General features: G+C 69.6%; 27 protein-coding genes. 19 read left to right on the top strand and 8 right to left on the bottom strand.

Annotated features, from left to right (window positions below; translation table 11 throughout):
- Positions 1 to 12 precede the first annotated feature (12 nt).
- From G7Y54_RS04875 to G7Y54_RS04845, 7 genes are all read left to right on the top strand, one after another.
- Positions 13 to 828, top strand: coding sequence for an ATP-binding cassette domain-containing protein (locus tag G7Y54_RS04875; RefSeq protein ID WP_165078173.1), 816 nt, complete (start codon positions 13 to 15; stop codon positions 826 to 828).
- A gap of 85 nt (positions 829 to 913) precedes the next feature.
- Positions 914 to 1,366 carry an outer membrane lipid asymmetry maintenance protein MlaD gene (gene mlaD, locus G7Y54_RS04870; protein WP_165078172.1) on the top strand — a complete coding sequence of 151 codons (453 nt, stop codon included), beginning with the start codon at positions 914 to 916 and terminating at the stop codon, positions 1,364 to 1,366.
- Entirely contained in the window at positions 1,363 to 2,016 is a 654-nt protein-coding gene (locus G7Y54_RS04865) for an ABC transporter substrate-binding protein (protein ID WP_165078171.1), read from the top strand. Before mlaD ends, G7Y54_RS04865 begins: the two co-directional genes overlap by 4 nt.
- Positions 1,994 to 3,025, top strand: coding sequence for a VacJ family lipoprotein (locus G7Y54_RS04860; protein WP_241159378.1), 1,032 nt, complete (start codon positions 1,994 to 1,996; stop codon positions 3,023 to 3,025). The genes G7Y54_RS04865 and G7Y54_RS04860 overlap by 23 nt, the downstream gene beginning before the upstream one ends.
- A gap of 64 nt (positions 3,026 to 3,089) precedes the next feature.
- Positions 3,090 to 4,052 (top strand): ABC transporter ATP-binding protein, encoded by a 963-nt coding sequence (locus tag G7Y54_RS04855; protein ID WP_241159392.1) that lies wholly within the window; start codon positions 3,090 to 3,092, stop codon positions 4,050 to 4,052.
- Positions 4,049 to 4,618 carry a DapH/DapD/GlmU-related protein gene (locus tag G7Y54_RS12745; RefSeq protein WP_206214902.1) on the top strand — a complete coding sequence of 190 codons (570 nt, stop codon included), beginning with the start codon at positions 4,049 to 4,051 and terminating at the stop codon, positions 4,616 to 4,618. Before G7Y54_RS04855 ends, G7Y54_RS12745 begins: the two co-directional genes overlap by 4 nt.
- 104 nt (positions 4,619 to 4,722) lie before the next feature.
- The gene (locus G7Y54_RS04845; protein ID WP_165078170.1) at positions 4,723 to 5,676 is read left to right on the top strand and encodes a DMT family transporter; all 954 of its coding nucleotides are present in this window, start codon (positions 4,723 to 4,725) and stop codon (positions 5,674 to 5,676) included.
- 51 nt (positions 5,677 to 5,727) lie between these two features.
- Here G7Y54_RS04845 and G7Y54_RS04840 read toward each other — a convergent pair whose 3' ends face one another.
- Together G7Y54_RS04840 and ilvC are read right to left on the bottom strand one after the other, a co-directional pair.
- Positions 5,728 to 6,996, bottom strand: coding sequence for a cyclopropane-fatty-acyl-phospholipid synthase (locus G7Y54_RS04840; RefSeq protein WP_206214901.1), 1,269 nt, complete (start codon positions 6,994 to 6,996; stop codon positions 5,728 to 5,730).
- A gap of 263 nt (positions 6,997 to 7,259) precedes the next feature.
- Entirely contained in the window at positions 7,260 to 8,264 is a 1,005-nt protein-coding gene (ilvC, locus tag G7Y54_RS04835; protein WP_165078169.1) for a ketol-acid reductoisomerase, read from the bottom strand.
- 235 nt (positions 8,265 to 8,499) lie between these two features.
- Here ilvC and glpX point away from each other — a divergent pair, with 235 nt between their 5' ends.
- The 3 genes from glpX to G7Y54_RS04820 all read left to right on the top strand — a co-directional run bounded on the left by glpX (position 8,500) and on the right by G7Y54_RS04820 (position 10,920).
- Positions 8,500 to 9,483 carry a class II fructose-bisphosphatase gene (gene glpX, locus G7Y54_RS04830; RefSeq protein WP_165078168.1) on the top strand — a complete coding sequence of 328 codons (984 nt, stop codon included), beginning with the start codon at positions 8,500 to 8,502 and terminating at the stop codon, positions 9,481 to 9,483.
- A 13-nt stretch (positions 9,484 to 9,496) separates the two neighbouring features.
- Entirely contained in the window at positions 9,497 to 10,126 is a 630-nt protein-coding gene (locus G7Y54_RS12580; RefSeq protein ID WP_241159377.1) for a serine/threonine protein phosphatase, read from the top strand.
- A gap of 146 nt (positions 10,127 to 10,272) precedes the next feature.
- Entirely contained in the window at positions 10,273 to 10,920 is a 648-nt protein-coding gene (locus G7Y54_RS04820; protein WP_165078376.1) for a class I SAM-dependent methyltransferase, read from the top strand.
- Between the two features lie 60 nt (positions 10,921 to 10,980).
- Here G7Y54_RS04820 and cobM read toward each other — a convergent pair whose 3' ends face one another.
- The 4 genes from cobM to G7Y54_RS04800 are packed head-to-tail and all read right to left on the bottom strand — an operon-like array spanning position 10,981 to position 15,134.
- A complete protein-coding gene (gene cobM / locus G7Y54_RS04815) occupies positions 10,981 to 11,763 on the bottom strand; it encodes a precorrin-4 C(11)-methyltransferase (protein WP_165078167.1) in 783 nt (260 codons plus the stop codon).
- Complete coding sequence (gene cbiE, locus G7Y54_RS04810) at positions 11,760 to 13,187, bottom strand: precorrin-6y C5,15-methyltransferase (decarboxylating) subunit CbiE (RefSeq protein WP_165078166.1); 1,428 nt, start codon at positions 13,185 to 13,187, stop codon at positions 11,760 to 11,762. The genes cobM and cbiE overlap by 4 nt, the downstream gene beginning before the upstream one ends.
- Entirely contained in the window at positions 13,184 to 14,329 is a 1,146-nt protein-coding gene (gene cbiD / locus G7Y54_RS04805) for a cobalt-precorrin-5B (C(1))-methyltransferase CbiD (RefSeq protein ID WP_165078165.1), read from the bottom strand. The genes cbiE and cbiD overlap by 4 nt, the downstream gene beginning before the upstream one ends.
- Positions 14,316 to 15,134, bottom strand: coding sequence for a hypothetical protein (locus G7Y54_RS04800; RefSeq protein WP_165078164.1), 819 nt, complete (start codon positions 15,132 to 15,134; stop codon positions 14,316 to 14,318). The genes cbiD and G7Y54_RS04800 overlap by 14 nt, the downstream gene beginning before the upstream one ends.
- A gap of 240 nt (positions 15,135 to 15,374) precedes the next feature.
- On the opposite strand from G7Y54_RS04800, the gene G7Y54_RS04795 reads away from it, so the two are divergent.
- The 8 genes from G7Y54_RS04795 (at position 15,375) to trpA (ending at position 23,996) form a co-directional block, all read left to right on the top strand.
- Positions 15,375 to 16,373: an OmpA family protein gene (locus G7Y54_RS04795; protein WP_165078163.1), complete on the top strand. Its 999-nt coding sequence runs from the start codon at positions 15,375 to 15,377 to the stop codon at positions 16,371 to 16,373.
- A 91-nt stretch (positions 16,374 to 16,464) separates the two neighbouring features.
- Entirely contained in the window at positions 16,465 to 17,022 is a 558-nt protein-coding gene (locus G7Y54_RS04790; RefSeq protein WP_165078162.1) for a translation initiation factor 2, read from the top strand.
- 485 nt (positions 17,023 to 17,507) lie between these two features.
- Positions 17,508 to 19,013, top strand: coding sequence for an anthranilate synthase component I family protein (locus tag G7Y54_RS04785; protein WP_206214900.1), 1,506 nt, complete (start codon positions 17,508 to 17,510; stop codon positions 19,011 to 19,013).
- Entirely contained in the window at positions 18,994 to 20,595 is a 1,602-nt protein-coding gene (trpD, locus tag G7Y54_RS04780; protein ID WP_165078161.1) for an anthranilate phosphoribosyltransferase, read from the top strand. The genes G7Y54_RS04785 and trpD overlap by 20 nt, the downstream gene beginning before the upstream one ends.
- The gene (locus G7Y54_RS04775) at positions 20,585 to 21,409 is read left to right on the top strand and encodes an indole-3-glycerol-phosphate synthase (protein ID WP_165078160.1); all 825 of its coding nucleotides are present in this window, start codon (positions 20,585 to 20,587) and stop codon (positions 21,407 to 21,409) included. Before trpD ends, G7Y54_RS04775 begins: the two co-directional genes overlap by 11 nt.
- Complete coding sequence (locus G7Y54_RS04770) at positions 21,399 to 22,028, top strand: phosphoribosylanthranilate isomerase (protein ID WP_165078159.1); 630 nt, start codon at positions 21,399 to 21,401, stop codon at positions 22,026 to 22,028. The genes G7Y54_RS04775 and G7Y54_RS04770 overlap by 11 nt, the downstream gene beginning before the upstream one ends.
- Positions 22,025 to 23,218: a tryptophan synthase subunit beta gene (gene trpB / locus G7Y54_RS04765; RefSeq protein WP_165078158.1), complete on the top strand. Its 1,194-nt coding sequence runs from the start codon at positions 22,025 to 22,027 to the stop codon at positions 23,216 to 23,218. The genes G7Y54_RS04770 and trpB overlap by 4 nt, the downstream gene beginning before the upstream one ends.
- Positions 23,205 to 23,996, top strand: coding sequence for a tryptophan synthase subunit alpha (trpA, locus tag G7Y54_RS04760; RefSeq protein WP_165078157.1), 792 nt, complete (start codon positions 23,205 to 23,207; stop codon positions 23,994 to 23,996). Before trpB ends, trpA begins: the two co-directional genes overlap by 14 nt.
- Before the next feature lie 85 nt (positions 23,997 to 24,081).
- Here the strand turns inward: trpA and G7Y54_RS04755 are convergent, their stop codons facing one another.
- The gene (locus G7Y54_RS04755; protein WP_165078156.1) at positions 24,082 to 24,930 is read right to left on the bottom strand and encodes an AMIN domain-containing protein; all 849 of its coding nucleotides are present in this window, start codon (positions 24,928 to 24,930) and stop codon (positions 24,082 to 24,084) included.
- Positions 24,931 to 24,995: 65 nt separating this feature from the next.
- Entirely contained in the window at positions 24,996 to 25,769 is a 774-nt protein-coding gene (locus tag G7Y54_RS04750) for a tetratricopeptide repeat protein (RefSeq protein ID WP_165078155.1), read from the bottom strand.
- A gap of 148 nt (positions 25,770 to 25,917) precedes the next feature.
- On the opposite strand from G7Y54_RS04750, the gene G7Y54_RS04745 reads away from it, so the two are divergent.
- A complete protein-coding gene (locus G7Y54_RS04745; protein ID WP_165078154.1) occupies positions 25,918 to 26,271 on the top strand; it encodes a hydrogenase maturation nickel metallochaperone HypA in 354 nt (117 codons plus the stop codon).
- Positions 26,272 to 26,276 lie beyond the last annotated feature (5 nt).

The following is a 26,276-nucleotide window of genomic DNA, read 5'->3' as shown; positions in this document are numbered from 1 at the left end:
GAGCCGCAAGCTATGGACGCCTGGGACATCGAGTTTCACGACCTCACCGTGGGCTACGGCGCCACGGCCGTATTGAAGGACATCAACGCGACGCTCCCCGCCGGCAAGGTGTCGGTGATCCTCGGCGGCTCGGGCTGCGGCAAGTCCACGCTGTTGCGCCACATCATCGGCCTCTCCAGGCCCATCGCGGGCGAGATCCTCATCGGCGGGCATGACCTCTTCAGGCTCGACCGCCGGGCCTTCCGCCGGGTGCGCCGGCGCATGGGCGTGCTCTTCCAGGACGGCGCGCTTCTGGGCGCGCTCACCCTGGCGCAGAACGTGGCGCTCCCGCTCAGCGAGCACCTGCGCCTCCCGAAGCGCCTGTTGCGCGAGGCGGCCCTGCGCGTGCTCGCCATGGTGGGGCTCGACAGTTTCGCCGACTATTACCCGAACCAGCTTTCCGGCGGCATGCGCAAGCGCGCGGGCCTCGCGCGGGCCATCATCGCCGAGCCGCGCGTGCTGCTCTGCGACGAGCCCACCTCCGGCCTCGACCCCATCACCGCCGTGCGCATGGACGACCTCCTCCTCTCCCTGCACGCGGAATACGCGGAGATGACCCTCGTGGTGGTGAGCCATGACCTCGCCAGCCTCAAGCGCATCGCGGACTATGTGCTCGTGCTGCGCGACGGCGCGGCCGTGTTCGCCGGCAGCCTCGCCGAGCTGGAGAAGAGCGGCGACCCGTATCTGCGCCAGTTCCTGAACCGCGAAGCCGGCCCCGAGGAGCTCGCGCTTCAACAGCCGCCGAACCCGGAAGTGCGCGCCGCGCTCGAGAAATGGCTGCGTTCGTGAGCCGGGGCGCATTGACACCCGCCCGGGCGCCCGCTAGCATGGAGCGTTCCGAGCCTTTCCGTCCTCCATGGAGAACCTGCGCCGCATGAACAGCTTTCGTGAAACCGCAGTGGGCGTCTTCGTCATCCTGGGCCTGCTCTGCGTGGCCTGGCTCGCCATCAAGCTCGGCCGCATGGAGCTTTTCTCGCACAAGGGCTTTGAGCTTTCCGCGCGCTTTGACTCGGCCTCGGGCCTGCGCGCCGGCGCGGACGTGGAGCTCGCGGGCGTGCCCGTGGGCCGGGTGGTGAGCATCCGCCTCGACCCGGACCCCATGCACAGCCAGGCCATCGTGGAGCTCATGCTCGACCACGACCTTCAGCTCTCCGACGACAGCATGGCCTCCATCAAGACGAGCGGCCTCATCGGCGACAAGTATGTCAGCCTGTCGCGCGGCGGTTCGGAGACCATGCTCGAGCCCGGCGGCACCATCACCGAGACGGAATCGCCCATGGACCTCGAGTCGCTCATCAGCAAATACGCCTTCGGAGGTGTGAAATGAGACTGGCCTTCCCGTGGCGGCGCCGTCTTGCGCCGGCCTTCCCCCTGCTGGCGGCGTTTTTGCTGGCGGCGCTCCTCGCGGCGGGGCACGCCCTCGCGGCCGACCCCGGGCCGCGCCAGACGCTGGAGACGGCCATCACCCGCGTCATGGAGGAGATCAAGAACCCGGACTGGGTGAACCCGGCCACGCGCGGCCCCCTGCGCCAGCGCATCGAGGACGAGGTCTACCACGCCTTTGATTTCGGCGAATTTTCCTCGCGCACCGTGGGCCCCCGCTGGCGCTCCTTCACGCCGGAGCAGAAAAAGCGCTTCAGTGAGGCCTTCGCCGACCTTCTGCTCAACACCTACCTCAACAAGATCACGGGCTACAACGGCGAGCAGGTGGCCTATACCGGCGAGACGGCCTCGCAGGACGGCAAACGGGTGGAGGTGCGCACCGTCGTCACCATGAAGGACGGCAAGAAGACCCCGGTGAATTACCGCATGCTGCCCAAGGACGGCTCGTGGCGGGTGTATGATGTCATCATCGAGAACATCAGCCTCGTGAAGAACTACCGCACCCAGTTTCAGGACATCCTCAACAGCGCCACGCCCGACCAGCTCATCGCGCGGGTAATGGAAAAAGCCAATGAAGTGCGCGCGCAGCACTAGCCCCCGCGGCCTTTGCCGGCCGCTGCCTGCCCGGCCCGCGCTGGCGGCGCTCGTCCTGTGCGCGCTCTGCCTGTGCTTCGCGCCCGCCGCGTGGGCGGACGGCGAGGGCGGCGTCAGCATGGGCAATGCGCCGGCCTCCGCCACGGCGCCCGAGGCAGGCATCCGCCCCGTGTTCGTGCCGGCGGGGGCTTCCGAAAGCGCGGCCGGCCCCACGGCCCAGGCCGCGGCGCTGGCCCCGCGCCTTGCGCGGACCTCCACCGCGGCGGGCGTGGGCCCCTTCGCGCCCTCCGTGGTCTATGCCGGCGGCGCGGCGCTGCCCGGGGGCGCCATCACCGTGCACCCCGACGCGGACGCGCAGGCAGCGGACAATCTCGACGACTACGACGACGAGCCGGTGGCGAGCATCGCCGACCCCATCGAGCCGTGGAACCGCTTCTGGTTCCATTTCAACGACATCTTCTTCATGTATATCGCCAAGCCCGCCTATACGGGCTGGACGTGGCTCGTGCCCGAGTGCTTCAGGAGCGGCCTGAGCAACTTCTTCCACAACCTGCTTTTCCCCACGCGCTTCATCAACAACCTGCTCCAGTTCCGCTTTTTCGAGGCCGGGGTGGAGTTCGGCCGCTTCATGATGAACACCATGTCGAGCGCGGGATTCGCCAATGTGGCCAAGAACAAGAAGACCATCGTGCCCGTGGACCCCTCGGGCGAGGATTTCGGCCAGACCCTCGGGCGCTGGGGCTTCGGCCAGGGCTTCTATGTGGTCTGGCCCTTCATCGGCCCGAGCTCGCTGCGCGACACCATCGGCCGCATCGGCGACTATTTCACCGACCCGCTCTTCTATGTGCGGCCATGGGAGCTTTCCACCGGCGCGGAGGTGGGCTTCCGCTTCAATGACCTTGGCGACGTGCTGCCCACCTATGAGGACCTGAAGACCATCGCGGTGGACCCTTACCTCGCCATGCGCGAGGCCTATGCCAACTACCGCAATGCCCAGGTCAGGCGCTGAGGCCGCGGGGGCCTCGCCCGGCGCGGTTGCCGCCGGCGCCCCCCAGCTCCAGCCCCTCCTGCGGATGGACGGCCTTTCGGTCCACTTTCTCTCTGAGGGGCGGCTGCTCCCGGCCGTGCGCGGCATCGACCTCGAGGTGGCGGCCGGCGGCATCACCTGCCTCGTGGGCGAATCCGGCTGCGGCAAGAGCCTCGCCGCGCGTTCGGTGCTCAGGCTCACGCCCGAGGCGGCGGTGCTCGGCGGGCGCGTGCTGCTGGACGGCGAAGACCTGCTCACCCTTTCGGAGCGCGCCCTGCGCGGCATCCGCGGGCGGCGCGTGGGCATGATCTTCCAGGAGCCCATGACCTCGCTCAATCCCGTGCTCCGCGTGGGCGCGCAGACGGCCGAGCCTTTGCGGCTGCACCTCGGCATGGGCCGCGCCGAGGCGAGGCGCTGCGTGGTGCGCCTGTTCACCGAGGTGGGCATCCCGGCGCCGGAAAGCCGCTATGACGACTATCCGCACCAGCTTTCCGGCGGCATGCGCCAGCGCGTGATGATCGCCATGGCGCTCGCCTGCGGGCCCGAGCTTTTGCTGGCCGACGAGCCCACCACCGCGCTTGACGCCACCATCCAGGGGCAGATCCTGCGCCTCATCCGCAGCCGCAGCCGCGAGCGCGGCATGGCGGTCTTGCTCATCACCCACGACCTCGGCGTGGTGGCCGACATGGCGGACACCGTGGGCGTCATGTATGCCGGCATGCTGGTGGAGCGCGCGCCCGCGCGCGAGCTCTTCGCCCGGCCGCTGCATCCCTATACCCGCGGGCTCATGGCGGCGGCGCCGGGCCGCGCCTCCCTGGGGGCGGAGCGGCTGCCCACCATCCCGGGCACGGTGCCCGCCCTGGCGGATATGCCCCCCGGCTGCCCCTTTCAACCCCGCTGCGCCGAGGCCTTGCCCCGCTGCGCCGAGATGGCGCCCCCCATGCGGAGCGAAGGCGCCCACGGCGTGGCCTGCTGGCGCGTCACACGAGAAGGAGGACCCACACCATGATGGATCTGCAGGAACTGCTCGCCCACCTTGCCGCCGGCAAGGATCTTGTGGCCGGCACCGAAGCCTATGCGTGCATGGAGCACTATTCGGACGAGGCGCGCCGCATCACCGGCGACCTCAACAACGGCTACCGGCCCATGGCCGAGGTCCGCGTGCTCATGGCGCGGCTCACCGGCCAGCCCCTTGACGAGAGTTTCCGCATGTTCCCGCCCTTTTATTCGGATTTCGGCAAGAACATCCGCATCGGCAAGCGCGTGTTCATCAACGCCTGCTGCTGCTTCCAGGACCAGGGCGGCATCACCCTGGGCGACGGCGTCTTCGTGGGCCACAATGTGCTCATGGCGACCATCAACCACGGGCTGCGCAAGGAAGACCGGCTCACCCACGAGCTCGCGCCCATCGTGGTGGAGGACGATGTCTGGATCGGCTCGGGCGCCATCCTTTTGCCCGGCGTGCGCATCGGCGCCGGCGCCGTGGTGGCCGCCGGGGCGGTGGTGCGCTCCGACGTGGCGCCCGGCACCGTGGCCGGCGGCGTGCCCGCGCGCACGCTCAAGGAGATCAGGTAGGGGAGGGAGCGACAGCCGCCCGCCGGAAAGCCCGTCCTGGCCGGCTGCTTGCGCGGGCGCAAGAGGGCGCCGCCGCGTTCATAACGCACTGGGGAGCAAGAGGCATGAGCAAAAAGGTCACGGGCAATCTGGCGATGGCCTTTTCCAAGATCTGCTCCGGCCTCAACCAGAACGCCTTGCGCTACCTCCAGCCCGTGTGGATGGACGCGGTGAGCGGGGTCTTTCTGCGTCTCGCCTTCGCGGGCGCCTCCTTCTGGCTCATCGGCCTGATCACCAAAAAGCCGGCGAACGTCAGCTGGAAAGACAGGCTGGCCCTGCTCTTTATGGGCATGGTCCTTGTGTACGGCTACATGCTCGGGCTTTTGCTCGCGCTCACCTACAGCACGCCCGTGTCGTCCTCGCTCATCATCTGCACGGAGCCGGTGTGGGTGCTCCTCATGGCGGCCTGGTTTTTGCACCGGCCCATCACGAAAAGCAAGGTGCTCGGCATCGCCCTGGGCATGGCCGGCTGCCTCGTCTGCATCCTCACCCAGAAGAGCGACGCCGTGGCGACGGACCCGCTCTTCGGCAATCTCTGCGGGCTCGGGGGCGCCATCTTTTATTCCATCTACCTCGTGGCTTCCAAGGGCCTGCTCAGGCGGGTGGACAACATCACCTTCAACAAGTGGATCTTCCTCGGCGGCGCCATCGCGGCCGGCGCGGGCGTGGCCGTCCACGGCCTGGACGCGCCGGTGCTCACGCAGGGCCTGCTTTCGCTCCCCATGCTGGTGCTGCTCTTCGTGCTGGTCTTCCCCTCCACGGTGAGCTACTTGCTGGTGGCCGTGGGCATCAGGGACCTGCCGTCGACGGTGGTGGCTATCTACGGCTATGTGATCCTCATCGTCTCCATGGCGGCGAGCTACGCCCTCGGGCAGGACAGGTTCAGCTGGGAGCAGGGCGTGGCCGTCGTCCTTATCGTGCTCTCGGTCTATCTGGTGGAGATCGCCGACAGCGGCCCCCCGCGCGGCCCTGCGGACGCGGCCCCGGACAAGGCGGAGCCGGCGTCCGCGCGGCGGTGAATGCCGGGGGCGTCAGGTGGCAGGAGCGAGGCGGCCGCCGTTCCGTGCGCCTCAGCGCACCCCGTCGTAGCCGGCCGCCACGCCGCCGGGGCTGAGGATGATCTGCCAGAGCTCTATGTCGCGGCAGCGGAAGGCGGCCGCGCAGGTGAGCAGGTAATAGCGGAACATGCGCGCCTCGGCCTCCGTGAGGTCGAAGGCGCCGGCGCTGAGCCCCTCCTCGAACCGTTCGTGCCAAGCCATGAGCGTGGGGTCATAGTCCGCGCCAAGATTGTGGCAATCCTCGAGCACGAAGAGCCCGTGGCAGGCCCGGACGATGGCGTCCAGCGTGGGGAGCTGGCCGTTGGGGAAAATGTAGCGCGAGATCCAGGGGTCGCAGCCGGCCCGCTGCGAAATCGAGCCGATGGTATGCAGCAGGAAGAGCCCGTCCGCCTTGAGCAGCCCCCGGGCGGTGCGGAAATAGCGCCGGTAGTTCTTGCGGCCCACATGCTCGAACATGCCGACCGACACGATGCGGTCAAATTCGCCGCGCAACTCGCGGTAGTCGCCCAGGATCCAAGTGAGGCGCCCCGGGGTGACGGGGCCGTCCGGCGCAAGCTCCCGCCGCTTCGCCCATTCTATCTGGTTCCGGGAGATGGAGATGCCCGTGACATGGCAGCCGTACTCGCGGGCCATGTAGCGCGCGAGGCTCCCCCAGCCGCAGCCGATGTCCAGCACCTCCATGCCCGGTGCAAGCTGGAGCTTTTGGCAGATGAGCTCCATCTTGGCGTTTTGCGCGGCTTCGAGCAGCGCCCCCGGCTGCTCAGGATAGCAGGCGGGGAGCATATCGGGGCTCACGTCAGGCCCGGCAGCCGGGCTCCCGGCCCGGGACGTGGCGCGGGCGCGCTTCTTGCACCGGACCTCCTCAAGGCCCGACCACCACGCGCAGGAATAGTTCATGCTTGGGCCCAGCATGGCCTCAAAGAGCTCGTTGCCGAAGTCGTAGTGCCGCCGGGCGACCATGGGCGCGCGCCGGCGGGACTGCATGTTGAAGAGGGTGTGGCGCAGGGCCAGCGCGAGCGTGGTGAGGTTGCGGCTCACCTTGGTTTCGAGGCCGGCGCTGATGGCGCGGGCGAACATGCGGTCCAGCGCCTCGCAGTCCCACCAGCCTTCCATGTAGGCCTCGCCGGCGCCAAGGGTGCCGGCCTGGGCCACGCGGTCAAAGAGGCGCTCGTCGTGCACGCGGATGTCAAAGGGGCGGCCGCCGTCAAGGCGGATGTCCGCATGGGCCAGCAGTTCCTCCACCCATTGGCGGGCACGCGGGTTTTTGGAATATCCTTTCATGGCAAAGCTCCCGAAGGCTCAGGCGGTCAGCGGAAAAGCCCGTTTGCGCGTGCGCCGGCGGCGGAAAGCGCTTCGCCGCCAATGCCGGCGCGGGAAAGATGCAATCCCGGCCACAGTTTCGGTGTAGGCTTCCCCTCACGCCAAGTCAACGCCCGCCAAGGTGCGGGGACTCGTGAGGCGTGCGACGCGGGAGGGCGATTTTCCAATAAAAAAGGGAGCCATGCGGCTCCCTTTTTGTCTGTACGTGGCTGGAACGGCGGAAGTTAATCCTTCTTGCCGTCCTTCTTGAGCCAGGTCATCATGCCGCGCAGTTCCTTGCCGACCTTCTCGATCTGCTTCTCGGACTCGTTCTTGCGCGTGGTGAGGAACATGGGATAGCCGGCGCGGGCCTCGAGGATGAAGTCGCGCGCGAACTTGCCGCTCTGGATGTCCTTGAGCACGCGCTTCATCTCGTCCCTGACGGCCTGGTTGATGAGGCGCGGCCCGGAGACGTAGTCGCCGTATTCGGCGGTGTTGCTGATGGAATAGCGCATGCGCGCGAGGCCGCCCTCGTAGAGCAGGTCCACGATGAGCTTCATCTCGTGCAGGCACTCGAAATACGCCATTTCCGGCTGGTAGCCGGCCTCCACCAGGGTCTCGAAGCCGGCCTGGATGAGCGCGGAAAGGCCGCCGCAGAGCACGGCCTGCTCGCCGAAGAGGTCGGTCTCGGTCTCTTCGCGGAAGGTGGTCTCGATGACGCCGGAGCGCGTGCCGCCGATGCCCTTGGCATAGGCGAGCGCGGTCTCGAGGGCCTTGCCCGTGGCGTCCTGCTCGATGGCGACGAGGCAGGGCACGCCGCCGCCCTCGCTGAAGGTGCGGCGCACGAGGTGGCCGGGCCCCTTGGGCGCGATGAGGAAGACGTCCACGTCCTTGGGCGGCTGGATCTGGCCGAAATGGATGTTGAAGCCGTGCGCGAAGAGCAGCGCCTTGCCCGGGGTGAGGTTGGGCTTGATGTCCTCCTCATAGACCTTGGCCTGCACCTCGTCGGGCACGAGCACCATGATGAGGTCGGCCTGCTTGGCGGCCTCGGCGGCGGACACGGGCTCGAAGCCGTGCTCCTTGGCGAGGTCGTAGTTGGGGCTGCCCGGGCGCTGGCCGATCACCACCTTGACGCCGGAATCGCGCAGGTTCTGCGCGTGGGCGTGGCCCTGGCTGCCGTAGCCGATGATGGCCACGGTCTTGTCCTTGAGGGCGCCTAAGTCCGCATCCTTGTCGTAATACACTTTCATGGCTTCTTTCCTTTGCTGCATGGGCTGCTGGAGGGGTGCGCGGGGCCGCCGCGACGGGGAACCTCCTTTTTTGCCCCGGCGCGGCCTTTTGTCAAGCCTGACGCGGCCGCGGGGCGCACACCGGGCGAGCGCCGCCCGGCTTTTTGCTTGAAGGGGGAGGCACCGTGGGCTATGCTTTGCGAAGCGGGCGGCATCCGCCCGCATGCCCGCGCCACCCCACGCCGAGGAGACCCACATGGCAGAAGCACCGGAACGCAACCTGGCCCTGGACATCGTGCGCATCACCGAAGCCGCGGCCCTCGCCTCGGCGCGCTGGCTCGGGCGCGGCAACAAGGAGGCCGGGGACGGCGCCGCCGTGGACGCCATGCGCGTCAGCTTCGGGAGCCTGCACATCGACGGCACGGTCATCATCGGCGAGGGCGAGAAGGACCACGCCCCCATGCTCTACAACGGCGAAAAGGTGGGCGAGGGCAAAGGCCCGCGCCTCGACGTGGCCGTGGACCCGGTGGAGGGCACCAACCTCCTCGCCTATGGGCGGCCCAACGCCATCTCGGTGGTGGCCGTGGCGCCCGAGGGCAGCATGTTCAACCCGGGCCCGAGCTACTACATGCAGAAGCTCGTGGTGCCCGCCGAGGCCCGCGACGTGGTCGACCTTGACGCGCCCGTGCGCGACAACTGCAACAACGTGGCCCGCGCGCTCGGCAAGAACGTGCAGGACCTCGTGGTCTTCGTGCTCGACAAGCCGCGCCACCAGCGCCTTATCGAGGAAATACGGGAAGTCGGCGCCCGCATCCAGCTCCATACCGACGGCGACGTGGCCGGCGCGCTCATGGCCGTGGACCCGCGCTCCGAAGTGGACATGATGATGGGCACCGGCGGCACCCCGGAAGGCGTGCTGGCCGCCTGCGCCATCAAGGCCATGGGCGGCCAGATCCTGGCCCGGCTCGACCCGCAGTCCTATGTGGAAAAGGAGGCCATCACCGAGGCCGGCATCGACCTTAGGGAAGTGCTCACGGTGAACGACCTCGTGCGCAGCGATGACTGCTTCTTCGCGGCCACGGGCATCTCGGGCGGCGATTTCCTGCACGGCGTGCGCTACAGCGCCAGGCACACGGTGACGCACTCCATGGTCATGCGCGGCAAGACCGGCACCATCCGCTATGTGGAGTCCTTCCACAATATGGAAAGGCTCGGCAAGATCAGCGCCGTGCGTTACTGAGGCCCGGGGAACCATGGCGGCACGTGCCTTTTTGCGCGCAGGGGCGCAGGCGTTTCAGCGGCTCGCCGGACTGGGCTGCGCGCTCGCCGTTGCCTTGGCCGTGACGCTCCTGCTCGCGCCCTGCGCGGCCCCGGCCGCCACGCCCCAGATGGAAGCCGCCATGGAGGCCGCCGGCCGCGCGCCCGCGCCCAAGGCCAGGGCGGCCAAAGCCGCCCGTACGCGCAGCGCCGGCAAGAAGGCCCAGAGCCCCAAGACGGAGCCCGCGCAGGCCAATGTCTATGCCGGGCAGCCCGCGGTGACGGAAAAGGAATTGCTCGCCTTCGCCGACCTGTTGCCCCGGTTCCGCGCCTGGGCGCGGGAGGGCCATGAGGAGGCGCACCCGGTGGTGCGCGCCGGCAAGGCGGACTTTCTCTATTCGCCCCGGGCTGCGGAATGGGTCACGGCGCAGGGCTGGCAGCCGGCGCGTTTTTTCTGCGTCATGGGGCGGCTCGCCGCGGCGCTCGTCATCGTGGAGGAGGGCAACGACATGGGCACCCGCCCGGCCGACATGCCCTCGGTGACCAACGACGAGCTGGAGCTGGCCCGCCGCCACCTCGGCACCCTGCTCACCGCCGGGGGCGACGCGCCGCCCATCAGGCAATAAATGTGCGTTAAGTGCCGAACTGTCCAGGCAGTATCCCGCTTCGCGCATGAGGAGAAAAACATGCTGAACAAGATTTCACAGGCCATCGCCGACGACTGGAAACAGGATCCCTATTATTCGCTTGCGGAAAAAACTGTTGACTTTTTCTGGGGGGGGGGGGAGATAGTATCTTTTTAAGGCGTTTTAAAGAACTGGATCTAGACAATATCGTCGAACTTGCGTGCGGGCACGGCCGCCACGTCCCCAAGTATATGGAGGATGCGGGGCATATCACCCTTGTCGATGTCAATCAGGAAAATATCGACTTTTGCCAACGGCGTTTCAACGGAAATTCAAAAATAAGCTTCTCTCTTACTTCTGGAAATACTTTTCAGGGTTTGCCCGACGCCGCCTATTCCGCCATCTTTTCCTACGATTCCATGATGCACTTCAATCTCATTGATGTGGCCACCTACATCAATGACGCCTGGCGCATCCTGAAGCCCGGCGGCAAGATATTGTTTCACCATTCAAACTATTATGACGCCCCGGTGGGAAATTTTTATTTTCAAAATCCCTATGGGCGGAATTTTTGTTCCGACAGGATATTCGCGCACCTCGCCACCACTGGGGGCTTCGAGGTCCTGAGCCAGGATTTGATCGACTGGGGCGCGGACAACCCCATGCAGGGCCTTGACTGTCTTTCCCTGTGTCAAAAACGGGAAGACTATTTTTCCCCATGTCAAAAGGCGATGGAGGAACGAAAGGCCCGGGCGCTCGCCCAGATACGCCAAAAAATGATGAAAAGGCTGTGAGGGCGGGGCATTCCTGGTTACGAGTTTTTGCGTTCCTGCGTGCAGAAAACTTGAAGTGCGTCAACGCCTCCAGCCATGGCGGAAATCCGGCGCATAAAGGCGGGAGCGCTCCACGCCGGCGCCCTCATCGCCGGGCAGGATAAGGAAGATGGTCTGGCGGTCAAAGCCGTTTTCCTCCACACACGCGGCGAGCTCCGCGAGGGAGGTCCACACGAGGCGCTCGCCCGGCCACCCCACGCGCTGCGCGCAGACGACCGGCGTTTCGGGGGGGAGTTGCCGCCCCAGTTCACCGGCCATGCGCCGTGCCGCCGGCGCCGAGAGGTAGACGGCCATGGCGCTCCCGTGCGCGGCCAGGGCAGCGAGGCTCTCGCGTTCCGGCACCGGGGTGCGCCCTTGCGCCCGGCAGAGGATGAGGCTTTGCCGTTGGCCCGGGATGCTGAAGCTCACGCCCGCGGCTGCCGCCGCCGCGCAGGCCGCGGTCACGCCCGGGATGACGCGCCACGGGATGCCGTCGGCGTCCATCAGGGCCGCCTGCTCGCGCAGGGCGCCGTAGAGCGACGGGTCGCCCGTGTGGACGCGCGCCACGCGGCCCCCGGCAAGGGCTGTCTCGCGCACGCGGGCGTGGCATTCCTCAAGGGTGAGCGGCGCCGAGTCCACCACGGCCGCGTCCGCCCGTGCGCAGGACACCACGGCCGGTGGCACCAGCGAGCCCGCGTAGAGCACAAGGTCGGCCTCGGCGATGGCGTTGCGGCCCTTGATGGTCAGAAGCTCGGGGTCGCCGGGGCCCGCGCCCACAAAGCTCACGAGCCCGGGCGCGGGGTTTTGTCCACCCTTTCCGCTCATTCCTTCGCCTCCTGCGTTTCCCTGCCCCCCGGTTTGCGCGCCGCCAGCAAAAAGACGGGGTTCAGCGCCGCGAGGTGCGCGTCCCTCCCCAGCGGGCGCGCCTCGGACGCCTGTATTTGCACGATCTCCAGCGGCCAGCCCCACTTTTGGAGTTCTTCCCGGCAGAGTTGCACGCTCTCCAAAAGGACGCAGCTGGCCACGAGGCGGCCGCCCGGGGCGAGGCGCCCGCAGGCCGCGGCGAGCACGGCCACGCCGTCCGCCCCGGAGAGACCCCCGCCGATGAAGATGCGCTGCGGCTCGGGGAGGTCGCGCAGGCAGCCAGGCGCGCGTCCGAGGCAGACCTCCACCGTGGCCGCGCCGAAGCGGCGCCGGTTTTCCTGGATGCCGATGGCGCGCCCCGGGTCGCGCTCCACCGCGATGACGCGGCCCTCGTGGGCCAGGGCCGCGGCCTCAAGCGCCACCGCGCCCGAACCCGCGCCAATATCCCACACCACATGGCGCGGGCCGATGCCGAGCAGCGAGAGCGCGGCCGCGCGCACGGGCTTGCGCGTGAAGCAGCCGTCCGTCGCCAGTTCCGCGTCGTCGATGCCAAGGCGCGGCCGGCGCACCGGCTCCGCAGGCTCGAGGATGAGCACGCAGGCCGGCCCGAAGCTCCCGCGGGCCGCGTCCGCGAGGCTGAGCGCGCGGCGGCTTTCGTCTTCTGCGCCCATGCGCTCGAAAACATGGGCCGTGAACCAGTCCACCCCGCGGTCGAGGAGGTGCCGGGCGATGACATCCGGCGTCATGCGCGCGTCGGTGAGGATGCAGAGCGGCGCGCCGCGCCCGGCCGCGGCATTGAGCGGCGCAAGGTCCTCGCGGCCGTGGAGCGAAAGGCAGGCGACCTTGTGCCAGGGGAGCGCCAGCCGCGCGCAGGCGGCCTGCAGGGAGCTCGCCGCCGGCACGACGCGCACGGCCTCGGCCCCGAGCTGGCGCGCCATGGTGGCCCCGATGCCGAAAAAGAGCGGGTCGCCCCCCGAGAGCACGAGCACCTGCGCCCCGGCCGAGCGCAAGTTGGCGAGGCGCTGCAGCAGGGGCTCCAGCGGCAGGCTGAGCGGGATGCGCCGCAGCGTGCGGCCCGGGGCTTCCGGCACCTGCTCGAGAAGGCGCGCGGGCGCGCACACCACGTCCGCATCGTCCAGCAGGCGTCGCTGGGACGGTGTGAGGGCGTCGTCCAGCGCCTGCGCGGTGCAATCCAGCCCGAGCACCGTGATGGGCTCGGGCCGCGACGTGGCGGGCACGAAGACAAAGAGCGAGGAGCGCGCCTGCCCGCTGGCCGGCCAGTCGCCGTCGGATACCGGGGGGGCGGCGGGCCGTCCCTCCGGCTTCCTGCCGGGAGGCGTGGCTTCGTGCCGGCTCTGGGGCCCGAGGGGGAAGGGGCGTGTCATAGCGTCAAAAGCTCCCTGCCGTCGGTGTGAAAAAGGTGGAGCGTGACCGCGCGCCCGGCGAAGCGCCGCGCCGTGGCCGCGGCCCGGGCGCCCACGGCCGCGAGCGCCGCCGAGCCTGCCGGGTCCGTCAGCAAGAGTTCCAGGGCGTGCGCGGCCGTGACGCAGCGGGCCACTTCCGGCGCGCACGCGGCCCCGGCGTCCGCGCACAGGGCGGCCAGCGCCGCCATGTCCAGCGGCGCCTCGCGCGCATGGGTATATTCCAGCCCCTGGGCCAGCTTGGCAAGCTTGCCGAAAAAGCAGCCCCAGGCGAGGCGCTCCAGCGGGAGCCGGCCGGCCTCCGAAAGGGCAAAGCGCGCGAAATCCGCGGCCTGGACGAAGGCCTGCTCCGGGAGTTCCGGGTAGCGGCGCATGAGCAGCGCTTCCGACCGGCGCCCGGTGGCAAGGCAGACGGTGCGGCAGCCCGTGGCCCGCGCGACGGAAAGCCCCTGCGCCACGGTGGCCCGCCACGCCGCGTGGCTGTAGGGGCGCACCGTGCCCTGCGTGCCGAGGATGGAAATGCCGCCCCTGATGCCGAGGCGCGGATTGAGCGTGTGCCGCGCCAGTTCCTCGCCCCAGGGCACGCTGAGGACCACCGTGAGCGCCCGGCTCCCCCCGTCCAGCTCCGCGAGGGCGTGGGTGAGGGCAAAGCGGAGCTGGGCCCGCGGCCCGGGATTGATGGCGGCCTCGCCCACGGGCACGGGCAGCCCGGGCAGCGTGGCGCGGCCCACGCCCGGGCCACCTTCGAGAGTGATATGCGGGGCGAGGGCCCCCGGCTGCAAAAAAACGCTTGCCGTGATGAGGGCGCCGTTGGTGGCGTCCGGGTCGTCGCCGCCGTCCTTGCGGACGCGGGCGTACGCGGCGGGGGCGCCGGCGGGGCAGAGCTGGGGTTGGCCCGCGAGCTCGGGCGCCGGGCCGGGGGCGCAGGCGCGGACGGGTACGTCGAGCCACGCACGGGGCACTTCCTCAATGGGGGGGAGGGGGGTGGGCACGCTTGCCGGCGCCGAACCCTGGAGAAGGAGGCTCAGGGCCGCCAGGGCCGCGGCCGTGGCCGCGGTGCCGGTGGTGAAGCCTTCGCGCAGGGGACGGCCTTCAGTGCGCGCCATCCGCCGCATCCAGCCAGACGTGCCCGCGCGCGAGCAAGGCCACGGGGCCGCTGATTTCCGCCGTGATGCGGCCATCGGTGTCCTCAAGGCGCACCGCGAGCACGGAGCCCGAGGGCTGGCGCAGCCGGCAGTGCTCAAGCCCGCGTCTTTCCGCCAGTGCCAGCGCAAGGGCGAGCGCTCCTGAGCCGCAGGCCTGTTCCGCCATGAGCGTCCCGGCATCGCGCACATGGACCACAGGCACCATGCGGGCGCCCTCCGGCGTTGGCTGCCACCAGATGACGCCGGCGGCGGCTTCGCCGAGCAGGCCGGCGGCGGAAAGCGTTGACCGCGCCCGGGCGGGCAGGTCGTGCGCGGCCGCGGCCTCCTCCAACGGCAGCAGGAGATGGCTGATGCCGGGCAGACGCACCAGTTTGCCACCGGCATGGCCTTCCGGGCGTGCGGAGGGGGGCAGTTCAAGGCGGGCTGCCACCTCCCAGCGCGGTTCGGCCCCGCGGACGGTGAGCGCCACCGGCCCCTCCCAGCCGGAAACGCGGATCTCGCCCCGCCACTCGCCGCCTTTCGGCGCCGTGCAAAGCGCGATGAGCGCTCCGAAGGCCCGGCTCGCATTGACGCAGAATTCGCCCCCGGCCATGCGCAGGCTGCGCCCGGTCAGGGAGACCGAGCCCGCCTGTTCCGCGCCGAGCACTTCGGGGTCGAGCACGGCGCGGGCCCATGCCGCCTGCTCGCGCGGGCTTGCGCCCGCATCGTGCAGGAAGAGGGTGGTGTTGCCCCCGGAGCTCCATTTGGAAAAGGTCAGCTGTGGCATGGGCCATCCTTGAAGAAACGGCGAAAAGTATGCCGCATGGGAGGGGCGGTGTCCAGCCGGCGCTTCTTTGGGGCAATGGCCGAATATGACTTGCGGATTTTTCCAAAGGGGCGTATGCAGAACCTGTTGCCGCGTTCCGGCGAGCGGGGCGACGAGCCGGTTCATACTGGCGGGCAAACCGTGACAACTGTCGGTGCACAGGAAATGAGGCCGACACACAAACCGTTTTTGGGAGGCATCATGAAATCGCTTCGTCTTCTCGCCCTCGCGGCGGTTCTTGTGCTCGGGTACGCCGTTGCAGCCGCCGCTGCCACGCCGACCTGCAACAAGAAGATCAACAGCTTCGACTTCGTCGTGGACTATTCCGGCTCCATGATGATGCAGAACAAGCAGCTCAAGAAGGACAAGATCGTCGTCGCCAAGGACGTGCTGCAGCGCGTCAACGCGGCCATTCCTGCCCTCGACTATAATGGCGGCCTGCACACCGTTACGCCCGACGGCGTTATCATCCCTCAGGGCCCCTGGGATCGCGCTGCCATGAGCGCCGGCATCAACAAGCTGAAGAGCGGCTTCCAGATTTTCGGCCGCATGACCAGCATGGGCAACGGCCTGCACAAGTATGAGCCCTTCGTCTCCAGCATGCAGACCCCGTCCGCCATCATCCTCGTGACCGACGGCGACAACAACCGCGGCGAGAGCGTGGTCGAAGTGGCCCGCCAGCTCTACGCCAGCCAGCGCGACCTCACCATCCACATCATCTCCCTTGCCGACAACGCCAAGGGCGAAGCCACCATCAAGGAACTGGCGGCCCTGAACCCCGGCAGCATCGTGGTGCGCGCTGAAGAGCTCGCCACCAGCGACGCCGCCGTTGAGCGCTTCGTGCTCTCCGTCTTCTGCCAGGACGAGGACGTCATCGTTCTGCGCGGCGTGCACTTCGCCTTCAACTCCTATGCGCTCGACAGCAAGGCCCAGGGCATCCTGAACGAAGCCGCCGTGCTCATCAAGGCCAACCCCAACAAGCATGTGGTGCTCAAGGGCTGGACCGACTACATCGGCTCTGACGCCTACAACAAGGTTCTCTCCCAGAACCGCGCCAATGCCGTGAAGAACTACCTCGAGAAGCAGGGCATCCCGGCCAGCCGCATGACGGCCATCGGCTGCGGCAAGTCCTTCAAGTATGACAACCATACCGAGGAAGGCCGCTACATGAACCGCCGCGTCGAGATTTCCTTCGACTAGGCTCTGCTGACCGACCATCCCTGATTCCGGCCGGGCGGCGCATGCCGCCCGGCCTTGATTATGTTCAAACCATCCTGACGCGAGGTAGCTGATGCGAAAAGCACTGGTGTTCGTTGTTGCCCTTTCCCTCATGGCCGGCGGCTGCGCCTGGTTCACGAGCTCCGAAGAAAGCGAGACCGTCACGCCCGCCCCGGCCGGGGAGGCCGCGGCGCCTGCCGCCGAGCCCGCGCCCGCCGCCGAGGCCGCCAAGGCACCGGCCAAGAAGGCGCCGGCCAAGGCGGCCGCGAAGACCGCCGCCAGGAAGGGCGCCAAGTCCGAAGCCCAGATCAAGGCCGAACTGGACAAGATGGGCCAGAAACTCGTCAACCAGTCCAAGCGCACCCTGTTGCCCAACAAGGCCAACAAGGAAGTGAAGAAGGTCGGCGGCGAATACGTGGCGACCTATCTTGAGGTGGACACCAACAACGTGAGCACGGAAATGCGGCCCGGTGCCAACGGCCAGTATGTGGGCTTCATCCGCTACCAGGAGCGTGTCTTCGAATGCCGCGGCGCCACGCGTCAGGCCGCGCTTTCCGCGCCCTGCACCCAGGTGCGCGCCCGCAACCTCAACGAGCTCATCCGCTACGACGGCAAGGAGTGGCAGGACTGATCCCTGTCGCGCCTTTCCGCCCTCGCGCGGGCCGGCGTGTCGGCGCCTTGCGCGGATGGGGCGGAGAAAAATGGCCGGGGCCTGTGTCCCGGCCGTTTTTCGCAGGGGTGCCGGGAGAATATCGGTGTTTGGGTGCGGTGCCCCCGCGCCACGCTTGACAATGGGCGCCGCTTGCGTCTAGGCTGCTCTCAACGCGAACTGGACGAGGTCTTTATGTTTCCTGCCGCCTCCACATACCGCTCTTCCTGCCGGGGCCCCCAGCCCGCGGCGGCTTGCGGCGTTATGGCGGCCGGCGTTGCTGCGGGTCTTTCCTGCGGCAGCCATTCCTCGTTCCGTCTCTGGTGGCGTTGCTCTCTCTTGACGAAGGGAGTGGCGCGGGCATAGGCGTTCGCGGTCCAGTCGGTGCATGGCAGCGCCGCCTCCCTTCGGGGGGCGGCGCTTTTTTTATTCCCCTTTGCGGGCGCGGCACGCGCCGGAGAAGGAACATGGATACAGAGAAAGGCATGGTGACGATCCGCCAGCGGGCGCGCTGGCTCCCGGCGGACATGGACACGCCCATCAGCCTCTGGCTCGGCATGGTGGGCGCTGGCGAAGGCATCCTGCTGGAAAGCGCCGAGGTGGACGGCCGCTGGGGGCGTTACAGCGTGCTTGGCTGCGACATGGCGCTTATCGCCTCCTGCCGGGAGGGGCGCCTCGCGCTGGATGTGCGCGACGAGCGCTTCGCTCCGCTGCGCGACCTCGAGGGCACGCCCTTTGTGGAGGGATTGCGCGCGCTCATCGGCCGCATCCGCATCCTGCCGCCCGAGGGCAAGGACGGCCAGGTGCAGGACCTGCCGCCCATCACCCGCGCCCTGTACGGCTATTTCGGCTTCGGCATGGCCGGGCTCTTCCAGCCGGCGCTGGCCCCGGCGCTGCCCCCCGAGGAGGCGGAAGGCGCCCTGGCGCTCCCGGGCACGGTGCTCCTGTTCGACCATCTCTATCACCGGCTCTGCGAGGTCAGTCTCGGCGAACACCGCGAGCCCACTTCCGGCCGCGACGCGCCGGGCTGCGCGCCCACGCTCGAGCCGGGCGCGGGCGCCATGGCCGGCGGGGAACGCTACAAGGCCATGGTGCGCCGCATCCGCGAGCTCTTGCGCCAGGGCGAGGCCATCCAGGTGGTGCCGTCCAACCGTTTCTCCACGCCATTCGCGGGGGACGCCTTTGACTGCTACCGCCGCCTGCGCCGGCTCAACGCCTCGCCTTACATGTTCTGCATGCGCTTTCCCGGGATCACGCTCTTCGGCTCCTCCCCGGAGGTCATGGTGCGCTGCGAGGCGGGCAAGCTCACGCTCTCGCCCATCGCGGGCACGCGCCGCCGAGGACGCACCGACGCCGAGGACGAGGCCATGGCCGCAGAACTGCTCGCCGACCCCAAGGAGCGCGCCGAGCATGTGATGCTGGTGGACCTCGGCCGCAACGACCTCGGCCGCATGGCGCGCCCGGGCAGCGTTGCGGTGGAGCGCTTCATGGAGGTGGAGCGCTTCTCCCATGTCATGCACCTCACGAGCCGCGTGACCGCCGTTCTCGGCGCCGCCGCCGGCAGCTCCGGCGACGCGGGAGACCGCAAGCCGGACGCCGTGGACGTGCTCGCGGCGGCCTTCCCGGCGGGCACGGTGTCGGGCGCGCCCAAGCGCCGCGCCATGGAGATCATCCGCGAGCTGGAAGGCGAGCCGCGCGGCCCCTACGCGGGCTGCATCGGCTGGATCGGCCTTGGCGGCGCGGACAAGGACGCCGCCACGCCCGAGGAGGCGGCGGCCCAGGTCAATCTCGACATGGGCATCGCCATCCGCTGCATGTGGCAGCGGGACGGGCAGCTCTTCTGGCAGGCCGGGGGCGGCATCGTGCACGATTCCGACCCTGAACTGGAGTGGAAGGAAGTGCTCAACAAGTCTGCCATCATGCGCGCCGCGCTCGCCTGCGGGGAGGATGACCATGTTCCTGCTCATCGATAATTATGACTCCTTCACCTACAACCTCGTTCAGGCCTTTTACGGCCTCGGGCGCGCGCCCGTGGTCATGGCCAACGACGACCCGGCCCTGCTGGACATGGCGAACGACCCGCGCCTGGAGATGGTCTGCATCTCGCCCGGGCCCGGGCGCCCGGAAAACGCGGGCCTCTGCCCGGAATTCCTGCGCCGCCTTGAGGCCCGCGAGCCAGCGGTGCCCGTGCTCGGCGTGTGCCTCGGGCACCAGTTGCTGGGGCTGCATGCCGGCGCCGAGATCACCCTTGCGCCCGAAGTCATGCACGGCAAGCAGTCGGACATCGTGCATGACGGCAAGGGCCTTTTTGAGGGCCTGCCGAACCCGCTCACCGTGGGGCGGTACCACTCCCTCGTGGTACGCGTGGCCGGTGATGCGGCCGAGCGCCTGGAGGTGACGGCGCGTGGCCCCGAGGGCGAGGTCATGGCCCTGCGCTACCGCGACCGGCCCTGGGTGGGCGTGCAGTTCCATCCCGAATCCGTGCTGACGCCCGACGGCGACCGGCTGCTCGCCAACTTCCCGGGCACGCTGGAGGCCGCCAAGGCCGCGCCGCCCGACATGGCGGCCATCCTCGACCGCCTGGCCGCGCGCGAAGACCTCACGGCCGACATGGCGGCCTCGGCCTTCGCCGCCCTCATGGATGGCCGGCTCACGGCAGCGCAGGCCGGAGGCCTGCTCATGGGGCTGCGCATGAAGGGCGAGAGCGCGCTGGAGCTGGCCCACGCCTCGCGCGCGGCGCTGGCCCGCGCCGTTGCGGTGGAGGGCATCGGGGGCACCTGCATCGACGTGGTGGGCACGGGCGGCGACGGGCGCCATTCCTTCAACTGCTCCACCGCCGCCTCGCTCACCCTGGCGGGCATGGGCTACCGGGTGGTGAAGCACGGCAACCGCGCGGTCTCCTCCACCTGCGGCAGCGCCGACGCGCTGGAGGCCCTGGGCGTGGACCTCGACGCCGACCCGGCGGCCGTGGCCGACTCCGTGGCGCGCCGCAACTTCGCCTTTCTCTTCGCGCCGCGCTTCCACCCGGCCTTCAAGAATATCGGGCCCCTGCGGCGCGAGCTCGGCGTGCGCACGCTTTTCAACATCCTGGGGCCCATGATCAACCCGGCCCGGCCGAGCCACCTGCTCATGGGCGTGGCCCGGCCCGAACTGGTGGAACTGGTGGCGCAGACCCTGCGCCAGACGCCGCTGCGCTGCGGGGCTGTTGTCTGCGGGGCCGGCGGCTACGACGAGGTGACGCCCATGGGGCCGGCCACCGTGGCCCTGCTGCGAGGGGGCGAAGTGCGTCCGCTGAAGCTCGACCCGGCGGATTTCGGCCTCGCCCACACCTGCCGCCCGCGCGACCTCGCCGTGCAGAACCGCGAGGAGGCCGTGGCCATCCTCAGGGAGCTGCTGGCCGGGCGCGGGCCCGAAGCCATGCTCGACATGGTGGCCCTCAACGTGGGCCTCGCCGTCTACCTGCTGGAGGACGGGCTCGACCTTGGCGAGGCCATGGCCCGCGCCAAGGAGGCCGTGCGCGCGGGCGCCGGCCGGGAGGTGCTCCATGCGGCTTGAGCGCTTCCGCGCGGCCAAGGCGGCGGAGCTCTCGGCCCTGCGCCGCGCCGCCGATGCGGGCGCATTGCCCGTCGCCTGGGCCGGCCCGCGGCCCGACTTTGCCGCCGCCCTCACCGCGCGGCCGGCACAGGGGCCGCTCAACGTGGTGGCGGAATACAAGCGGGCCTCCCCCTCGAAGGGAATCATCTGCGAGCACCTCACGGTCGAGGATGTGGCGCGGCAATATGCCGGGGCCGGCGCAGCGGCCATGTCCGTGCTCACGGAAGAGGAATGGTTCCACGGGGAGCTCGGCTTCCTCGGGCGCGCGGCCCGGGCGCTCGAAGCTGCCGGCCCACAGCGGCTGCCCCTGTTGCGCAAGGACTTCATCTTCGACCCCTTGCAGGTGGAGGCCACGGCCGCGACCCCGGCTTCGGCCCTCCTGCTCATCGTGCGCCTCACCCCAAAGCCGGCGGTGCTCCGCGCCCTGCGCGAGCGGGCCGAGGGCCACGGCATGGCCGCGGTGGTGGAAGTGTTCGACGCGGAAGATGTCGCCCTCGCCCGCGAGAGCGGCGCCCGCATCATCCAGGTCAATGCGCGCGACCTCGACAGCCTCAAGGTGGACAGGGACGCGCCGCTCACGCTCATTCGCGAGCACCCGCCGCTTTCCGGCGAAAGCTGGATCGCGGCGAGCGGCATGGACAGCTTCGCGCATCTCCGACAGGCGGCGGACGCGGGCTATGCCGCGGCCCTCGTGGGCACGGCGCTCATGGCCGGCGGCGAGCCCGGCGCGGCCCTCGGGCGGCTGCTCGGGGGGGAGGAGGCGCATGCGGATTAAGGTCTGCGGCTTGACACGCCAGCGGGATGCGGACGCGGCCGCGCGCCTGGGTGCTGCCTTCTGCGGCTTCATCTTCCACCCCGCGAGCCCGCGCCATCTCACGCCGCAGGCGGCCGCCGCCATCGGCACGGCCGGCATGGCGCGCGTGGGCGTTTTCGTGGAGCAAGGGGCGGAGGAGATCCTCGCCATCATGGAAGAGGCCCGGCTGGATTACGCCCAGCTTCACGGCGGGCAGGACCGCGCCTCGGCGGAGCGCATCGGGCCCTCCCGCGTCATCCGCGTCCTCTGGCCCGAGCGCTATGCCTCGCGCGCTGAGCTTATGGCCGACATGGAGGCCCATGCCCCGGCCTGCGCCTGGTTCCTGCTCGAGGCCGGGCGCGGGGGCGGGGGCAGCGGCCGGCCACAGGACTGGGGGCGCCTCGCGGGCTTGCGTCCGCCCCGTCCCTGGCTCCTTGCGGGCGGCCTCTCGCCCCTCAATGTGGCGTCCGCCGTGGCGGCCTGCGGCCCCGACGGCCTTGACTTCAATTCCGGCGTGGAGGAAGCGCCGGGCAAAAAATCCCCGGAACTGCTGGCGGCCGCCCTGGCCGCCGCCTCCGGGGCCTCTGGAGAGCATATATGAGGAACGGCTATTTTGGAGAATTCGGGGGCCGCTTCGTGCCCGAGCTGCTCGTGCCGCCGCTTCAGGAGGTGGAAGCGGCCATGCGCGACATCATGCCCACGCCCGCCTTTCAGGAAGAACTGGGCACCCTGCTTAGCGACTATGCCGGCCGCGAAACGCCGCTGACGCATTGCCCGACGCTCTCCCGCGAGCTCGGCTTCGACCTCTGGCTCAAGCGCGAGGACCTGCTGCACACCGGCGCGCACAAGATCAACAATACGCTGGGGCAGGCGCTGCTCGCCAAGCGCATGGGCAAGCGCGCCCTGGTGGCCGAGACCGGCGCCGGCCAGCACGGCGTGGCAACGGCCGCGGCGGCCGCGCGCCTGGGCCTTGAGTGCGCGGTCTACATGGGCGCCGAGGATGTGGAGCGCCAGTCGGCCAATGTGCGCCGCATGCGGCTTTTGGGCGCCGAGGTGCACGCCGTGGAGAGCGGCAGCCGCACCCTCAAGGACGCCATCAACGCCGCGCTCAGGGTGTGGATCGCCCGGCAGGAGGACACGCACTACTGCTTCGGCACGGCCGCGGGGCCGCATCCCTTCCCCCTGCTCGTGCGCGAGTTCCAGAGCGTCATCGGCCGCGAGACGCGCGCCCGCATGCTGGAGCTCACCGGGCGCCTGCCCACGGCCGTGGTGGCCTGCGTGGGCGGCGGCTCCAACGCCATCGGCATGTTCCATCCCTTTGTGGAAGATGCTGAGGTCGCCATCATCGGCGTGGAGGCCGGCGGCAGCGGCGAGCCGGGCTGCCTCAACTGCGCCTCGCTCAATCTCGGGCGCCCGGGCGTGCTCCACGGCAGCCGCTCGCTCCTGCTCCAGACCGAGGACGGCCAGATCGAGCCCTCGGGCTCCATTTCCGCCGGGCTGGACTATCCCGGCGTGGGCCCGGAGCACGCCTATTTGCGCGAGACCGGCCGCGCCCGCTACGAGATCGTCACCGACGGCGAGGCGCTGGACGCGCTCGGGCGGCTCTGCCGGGCCGAGGGCATCCTGCCCGCGCTGGAATCCTCCCACGCGCTCGCGTGGGTTTTGGGGCATGCCGGGGAATTCAAGGCCGGCGACCACGTGGTGGTCAACCTTTCGGGCCGGGGAGACAAGGATATGGACATCATCGAGGCGGCCCTGGCCGCGCGGGAGAACAACCATGCACACGCTTGAAGCAAAGATACGGGAGGCCAACGCCAAGGGGCGCCCGGCGCTCATCCCCTTCCTCACGGCCCATTTCCCGGACAGGGAGCGCTTCTGGACGGCCTTTGACGAGCTGGACGCGGGCGGCGCGGACATCATCGAGATCGGCGTGCCCTTCTCCGACCCGGTGGCCGACGGCCCGGTGGTGGAGGAGGCCTCCCGGCGCGTGCTCGAGGCGGGTTTCCACCTTTCCGGCCTGCTGGAAGAACTGGCGGCCCGGCGCGAGGGCCGCGCCAAACCGCGCTCGGGCGACGCGGGCCTCGTGCTCATGGGCTATCTCAACCCCTTCCTGAGCTACGGGCTCGAGCGCCTCGCCAGGGACGCGGCCCGGGCGGGCATCTCGGGCTGCATCATTCCCGACCTCCCGCATGAGGAGGCCGCGCCGGTGCGCGCGGTGCTGGCGGCATCCGGCATCGCGCTCATCCCGCTGGTCGGGCCCAACACCAGCGAGGCGCAGATGGCGGCCTGCGCCGGCGACGGCGAGGGCTATGTCTATGTGGTGTCGGTCATGGGCGTCACGGGCGAGCGCGCGGCCCTGGCGCCGCGCGTGGCCGCCACCATGAGCCGCGCGCGCCGGGCGAGCAGGCTGCCGCTGGCCCTGGGCTTCGGCCTGAGCCGCCCGGAGCAGCTTGAGGCACTACCGCCCGAGGCGCGGCCGGATGCGGCGGTCTTCGGGAGCGCGCTCTTGCGCCATGTGGACGAGGGCAAGAGCGCCGGCGAATTCCTGCGCCGTTGGCTGAAAAATTGAAGGATTGTGCCCGGAAATGGAAAGGGGAGGCGGGCAATGCCCCGTCTCCCCTTTATGTTGCGGACTCGGTAGGTATTAAGGCCGGCTACTGGTCCACGCGCACGTCCACGCCGTCGCCCGTCTTGGCCGGGATGACGCGGGCGGTGCGCGGCTTGCCCTTGAGGTCGATGACGATGCGGGTTCGCCCGTCGAGGTCGCCCACGCGCACGGCGCTCACCAGCGGATTCTTGGGCACGGCCGGGGCCTTGACCTCCCAGTCGCCCTCGAGGTCGAGAACCACGCGGTCGGGATTTTGGAGATTCATGCTTTTGTAGCGCAGGGGGCCATTGCCCGTGAGGCGCACCGTGGCCCCGTTGTCACGGGCAAAGACCACAAAGCGCGTGATGGTGCGCGGGCCTGTGGCCTTCTCTTGCGCGGGGGCCTTCTTGGCCGGGGCGGCAGCGGTGGCGCGCTCCTGCGCGGGCTGGCGCGCTGTCTCGGCGGCGGGGCGTTGTGCCGTTTCCTTCGGAGCCGGGGCCGCAGCCTTGGGCTGCGCCTGCGGGGCCGGGGCAACAGCGGTCGGGGTCGGCATGGCCGGGGGCGTGGGCGCCGGGGTGGTACCGTGCAGGGCCGCGTCCGCTTCCTTCTGCTCCACGGCGAGAGCCGCGGCGGCGGCCGCGGCGGCCTCGCGCTCGCTTTCGGCCGCGCGCTCCACGGCTTCCGGCAGGGCCGCGGGCGCACGCGGCGCGTCCTCCTCAGGGCTCGGCGCCCGCGAGGGCGTGGGCACGGGATATTCCGGGGCCGGCTCGGTCATGGGGGCGTCGGCCACCACGCTCTGCTCGGCGCGGGCCGTGGGCCGGGGCTCGGGCGCGCGCCCGAGGCGCTGGTTGAGCAGGATAAGCGCCATGCCCAGGATGCAGACCGCCAGGATCAGGAAAAAAATGGTCTTGTTCATGCCGTGAGGCTCCTCGTTCTCCGCGGGCGTGCCGCCGCGGATGGCCAGAGCAGGTTTCGGGCCGCTTACTGTTTATCGGGCGCCGCGGTGCGCCCCGGGCGCCGGCTCTCCTTGCGGATGTGGGCGAGCAGGCGCGGGTACACCGGCTCCGCGCCATCGAGGCGCATGGCCCGTTCCACGTGGGCGGCCGCCTTGTCCCAGACGCCCAGCGCGCAGAGGATGCGCGCGAGGTTGAAATGCCCGTGGTCGTCGTCGGGCGAGAGCTCCAGGACGCGCAGCCCGCAGCGCAGGGCGATCTCGGGCAGATCCTTCTTGCGCAGGGTGACTCCGAAATCGCGGAACATATGCTTGTGCGCGGGCACGATGCCGTCGATGGTCTCGGCGATCTGCGCCAGCGCCTCGAGGGCGGCCTCGCGCTCGCGTGGGCGCGAAAGGCCGCGGATGGCCTTGCGGAAGCTGCCGCGCAGGTCGTTCTCTATCTGCTTGGCGCGGCGGGCGATCTCGAGCTCGCGCAGGGTGTCGTCATTGAGCTCCGCCGCCTTGCGCGGCGCCGCGGTCTCGGGCGTTTCCGGCACGCGCTCGGCATTGGCGATGTCCGGCAGCGTGATGGGCGCCACGAGGATGGACGGCTCGAGCTGGTAGCCGCTCTGGAGGCGCCCGGCGCTGATGAGCCGCACGCGGGAATTGGGCTCCAGCGCGCCGTCCAGCTCCTGGATGGCGTAGTCGGCCGGGGAGAGCTCCCAGACGAAGAAGCGCGGCCTGCGGCCGGATCTGCCGCGAGCCTCCGCGCCCGCATTGGGCCGCTCGCTGTAGACGCCGAGGTATCGGGGCTGTCGCATGGCAGAAATGTACATTATTCGCCCCAAATAGCAAGATTGCCGCCCCGGGCTCCTCCCCGGGGAGTGTGCCTGCGGGCCGGTGGCACGAAAGATACGAATTTGTTACGCGCGGCCTTTACGCGGCCCGGCGAATGGGCTAGCCTCGCGCATGCACGAAATGTCCGTCGCCATGAGCCTGCTTGAGCTCGCCGAAGAGACGGCGGCCGCCCAGGGCTGCACGCGGCTCATGCGCGTCCGCGTGGAGTACGGCGCGCTCGCGGGCGTCATGCCCGAAGCGCTCGAGCTCTGCTTCGAGGCGCTCACGCGCGGCACCGCGCACGAGGGCGCGGTACTTGAGCTCGTCTGCCTGCCGCTTCGGCTGCGCTGCGTGTTTTGCGGCACGGTGTTCGGGGGCGAAGGGCAGGAGGCGCGCTTTACGCCGTGCCCCGGCTGCGGCGAGGTGGCCGGGCATGTGGTGGAGCAGGGGAAGGAGCTTCTCCTGCGCGAGGTGGAAGCCAGTTGAACCGG

The sequence above is a fragment of the Desulfovibrio sp. ZJ746 genome (assembly GCF_011039155.1).
Taxonomy (GTDB): domain Bacteria; phylum Desulfobacterota; class Desulfovibrionia; order Desulfovibrionales; family Desulfovibrionaceae; genus Desulfovibrio.
This window is presented reverse-complemented; position numbering and strand designations above follow the sequence as displayed.

Bases quoted from the DNA above. Each gene is read 5' to 3' on its own strand.
- G7Y54_RS04750 (WP_165078155.1), bottom strand. From the start codon at position 25,769: ATGCGACAGCCCCGATACCTCGGCGTCTACAGCGAGCGGCCCAATGCG.
- G7Y54_RS04770 (WP_165078159.1), top strand. From the start codon at position 21,399: ATGCGGATTAAGGTCTGCGGCTTGACACGCCAGCGGGATGCGGACGCG.
- G7Y54_RS04755 (WP_165078156.1), bottom strand. From the start codon at position 24,930: ATGAACAAGACCATTTTTTTCCTGATCCTGGCGGTCTGCATCCTGGGC.
- G7Y54_RS04785 (WP_206214900.1), top strand. From the start codon at position 17,508: ATGGATACAGAGAAAGGCATGGTGACGATCCGCCAGCGGGCGCGCTGG.
- G7Y54_RS04745 (WP_165078154.1), top strand. From the start codon at position 25,918: ATGCACGAAATGTCCGTCGCCATGAGCCTGCTTGAGCTCGCCGAAGAG.
- cobM (WP_165078167.1), bottom strand. From the start codon at position 11,763: ATGAGCGGAAAGGGTGGACAAAACCCCGCGCCCGGGCTCGTGAGCTTT.
- G7Y54_RS04855 (WP_241159392.1), top strand. From the start codon at position 3,090: ATGGACGGCCTTTCGGTCCACTTTCTCTCTGAGGGGCGGCTGCTCCCG.
- G7Y54_RS12745 (WP_206214902.1), top strand. From the start codon at position 4,049: ATGATGGATCTGCAGGAACTGCTCGCCCACCTTGCCGCCGGCAAGGAT.
- trpA (WP_165078157.1), top strand. From the start codon at position 23,205: ATGCACACGCTTGAAGCAAAGATACGGGAGGCCAACGCCAAGGGGCGC.
- cbiD (WP_165078165.1), bottom strand. From the start codon at position 14,329: ATGGCGCGCACTGAAGGCCGTCCCCTGCGCGAAGGCTTCACCACCGGC.
- G7Y54_RS04860 (WP_241159378.1), top strand. From the start codon at position 1,994: ATGAAGTGCGCGCGCAGCACTAGCCCCCGCGGCCTTTGCCGGCCGCTG.
- G7Y54_RS12580 (WP_241159377.1), top strand. From the start codon at position 9,497: ATGGCGGCACGTGCCTTTTTGCGCGCAGGGGCGCAGGCGTTTCAGCGG.
- G7Y54_RS04840 (WP_206214901.1), bottom strand. From the start codon at position 6,996: ATGAAAGGATATTCCAAAAACCCGCGTGCCCGCCAATGGGTGGAGGAA.
- trpB (WP_165078158.1), top strand. From the start codon at position 22,025: ATGAGGAACGGCTATTTTGGAGAATTCGGGGGCCGCTTCGTGCCCGAG.
- ilvC (WP_165078169.1), bottom strand. From the start codon at position 8,264: ATGAAAGTGTATTACGACAAGGATGCGGACTTAGGCGCCCTCAAGGAC.
- G7Y54_RS04795 (WP_165078163.1), top strand. From the start codon at position 15,375: ATGAAATCGCTTCGTCTTCTCGCCCTCGCGGCGGTTCTTGTGCTCGGG.
- cbiE (WP_165078166.1), bottom strand. From the start codon at position 13,187: ATGACACGCCCCTTCCCCCTCGGGCCCCAGAGCCGGCACGAAGCCACG.
- G7Y54_RS04790 (WP_165078162.1), top strand. From the start codon at position 16,465: ATGCGAAAAGCACTGGTGTTCGTTGTTGCCCTTTCCCTCATGGCCGGC.
- G7Y54_RS04875 (WP_165078173.1), top strand. From the start codon at position 13: ATGGACGCCTGGGACATCGAGTTTCACGACCTCACCGTGGGCTACGGC.
- G7Y54_RS04800 (WP_165078164.1), bottom strand. From the start codon at position 15,134: ATGCCACAGCTGACCTTTTCCAAATGGAGCTCCGGGGGCAACACCACC.
- G7Y54_RS04845 (WP_165078170.1), top strand. From the start codon at position 4,723: ATGAGCAAAAAGGTCACGGGCAATCTGGCGATGGCCTTTTCCAAGATC.
- G7Y54_RS04775 (WP_165078160.1), top strand. From the start codon at position 20,585: ATGCGGCTTGAGCGCTTCCGCGCGGCCAAGGCGGCGGAGCTCTCGGCC.
- G7Y54_RS04865 (WP_165078171.1), top strand. From the start codon at position 1,363: ATGAGACTGGCCTTCCCGTGGCGGCGCCGTCTTGCGCCGGCCTTCCCC.
- trpD (WP_165078161.1), top strand. From the start codon at position 18,994: ATGTTCCTGCTCATCGATAATTATGACTCCTTCACCTACAACCTCGTT.
- mlaD (WP_165078172.1), top strand. From the start codon at position 914: ATGAACAGCTTTCGTGAAACCGCAGTGGGCGTCTTCGTCATCCTGGGC.
- glpX (WP_165078168.1), top strand. From the start codon at position 8,500: ATGGCAGAAGCACCGGAACGCAACCTGGCCCTGGACATCGTGCGCATC.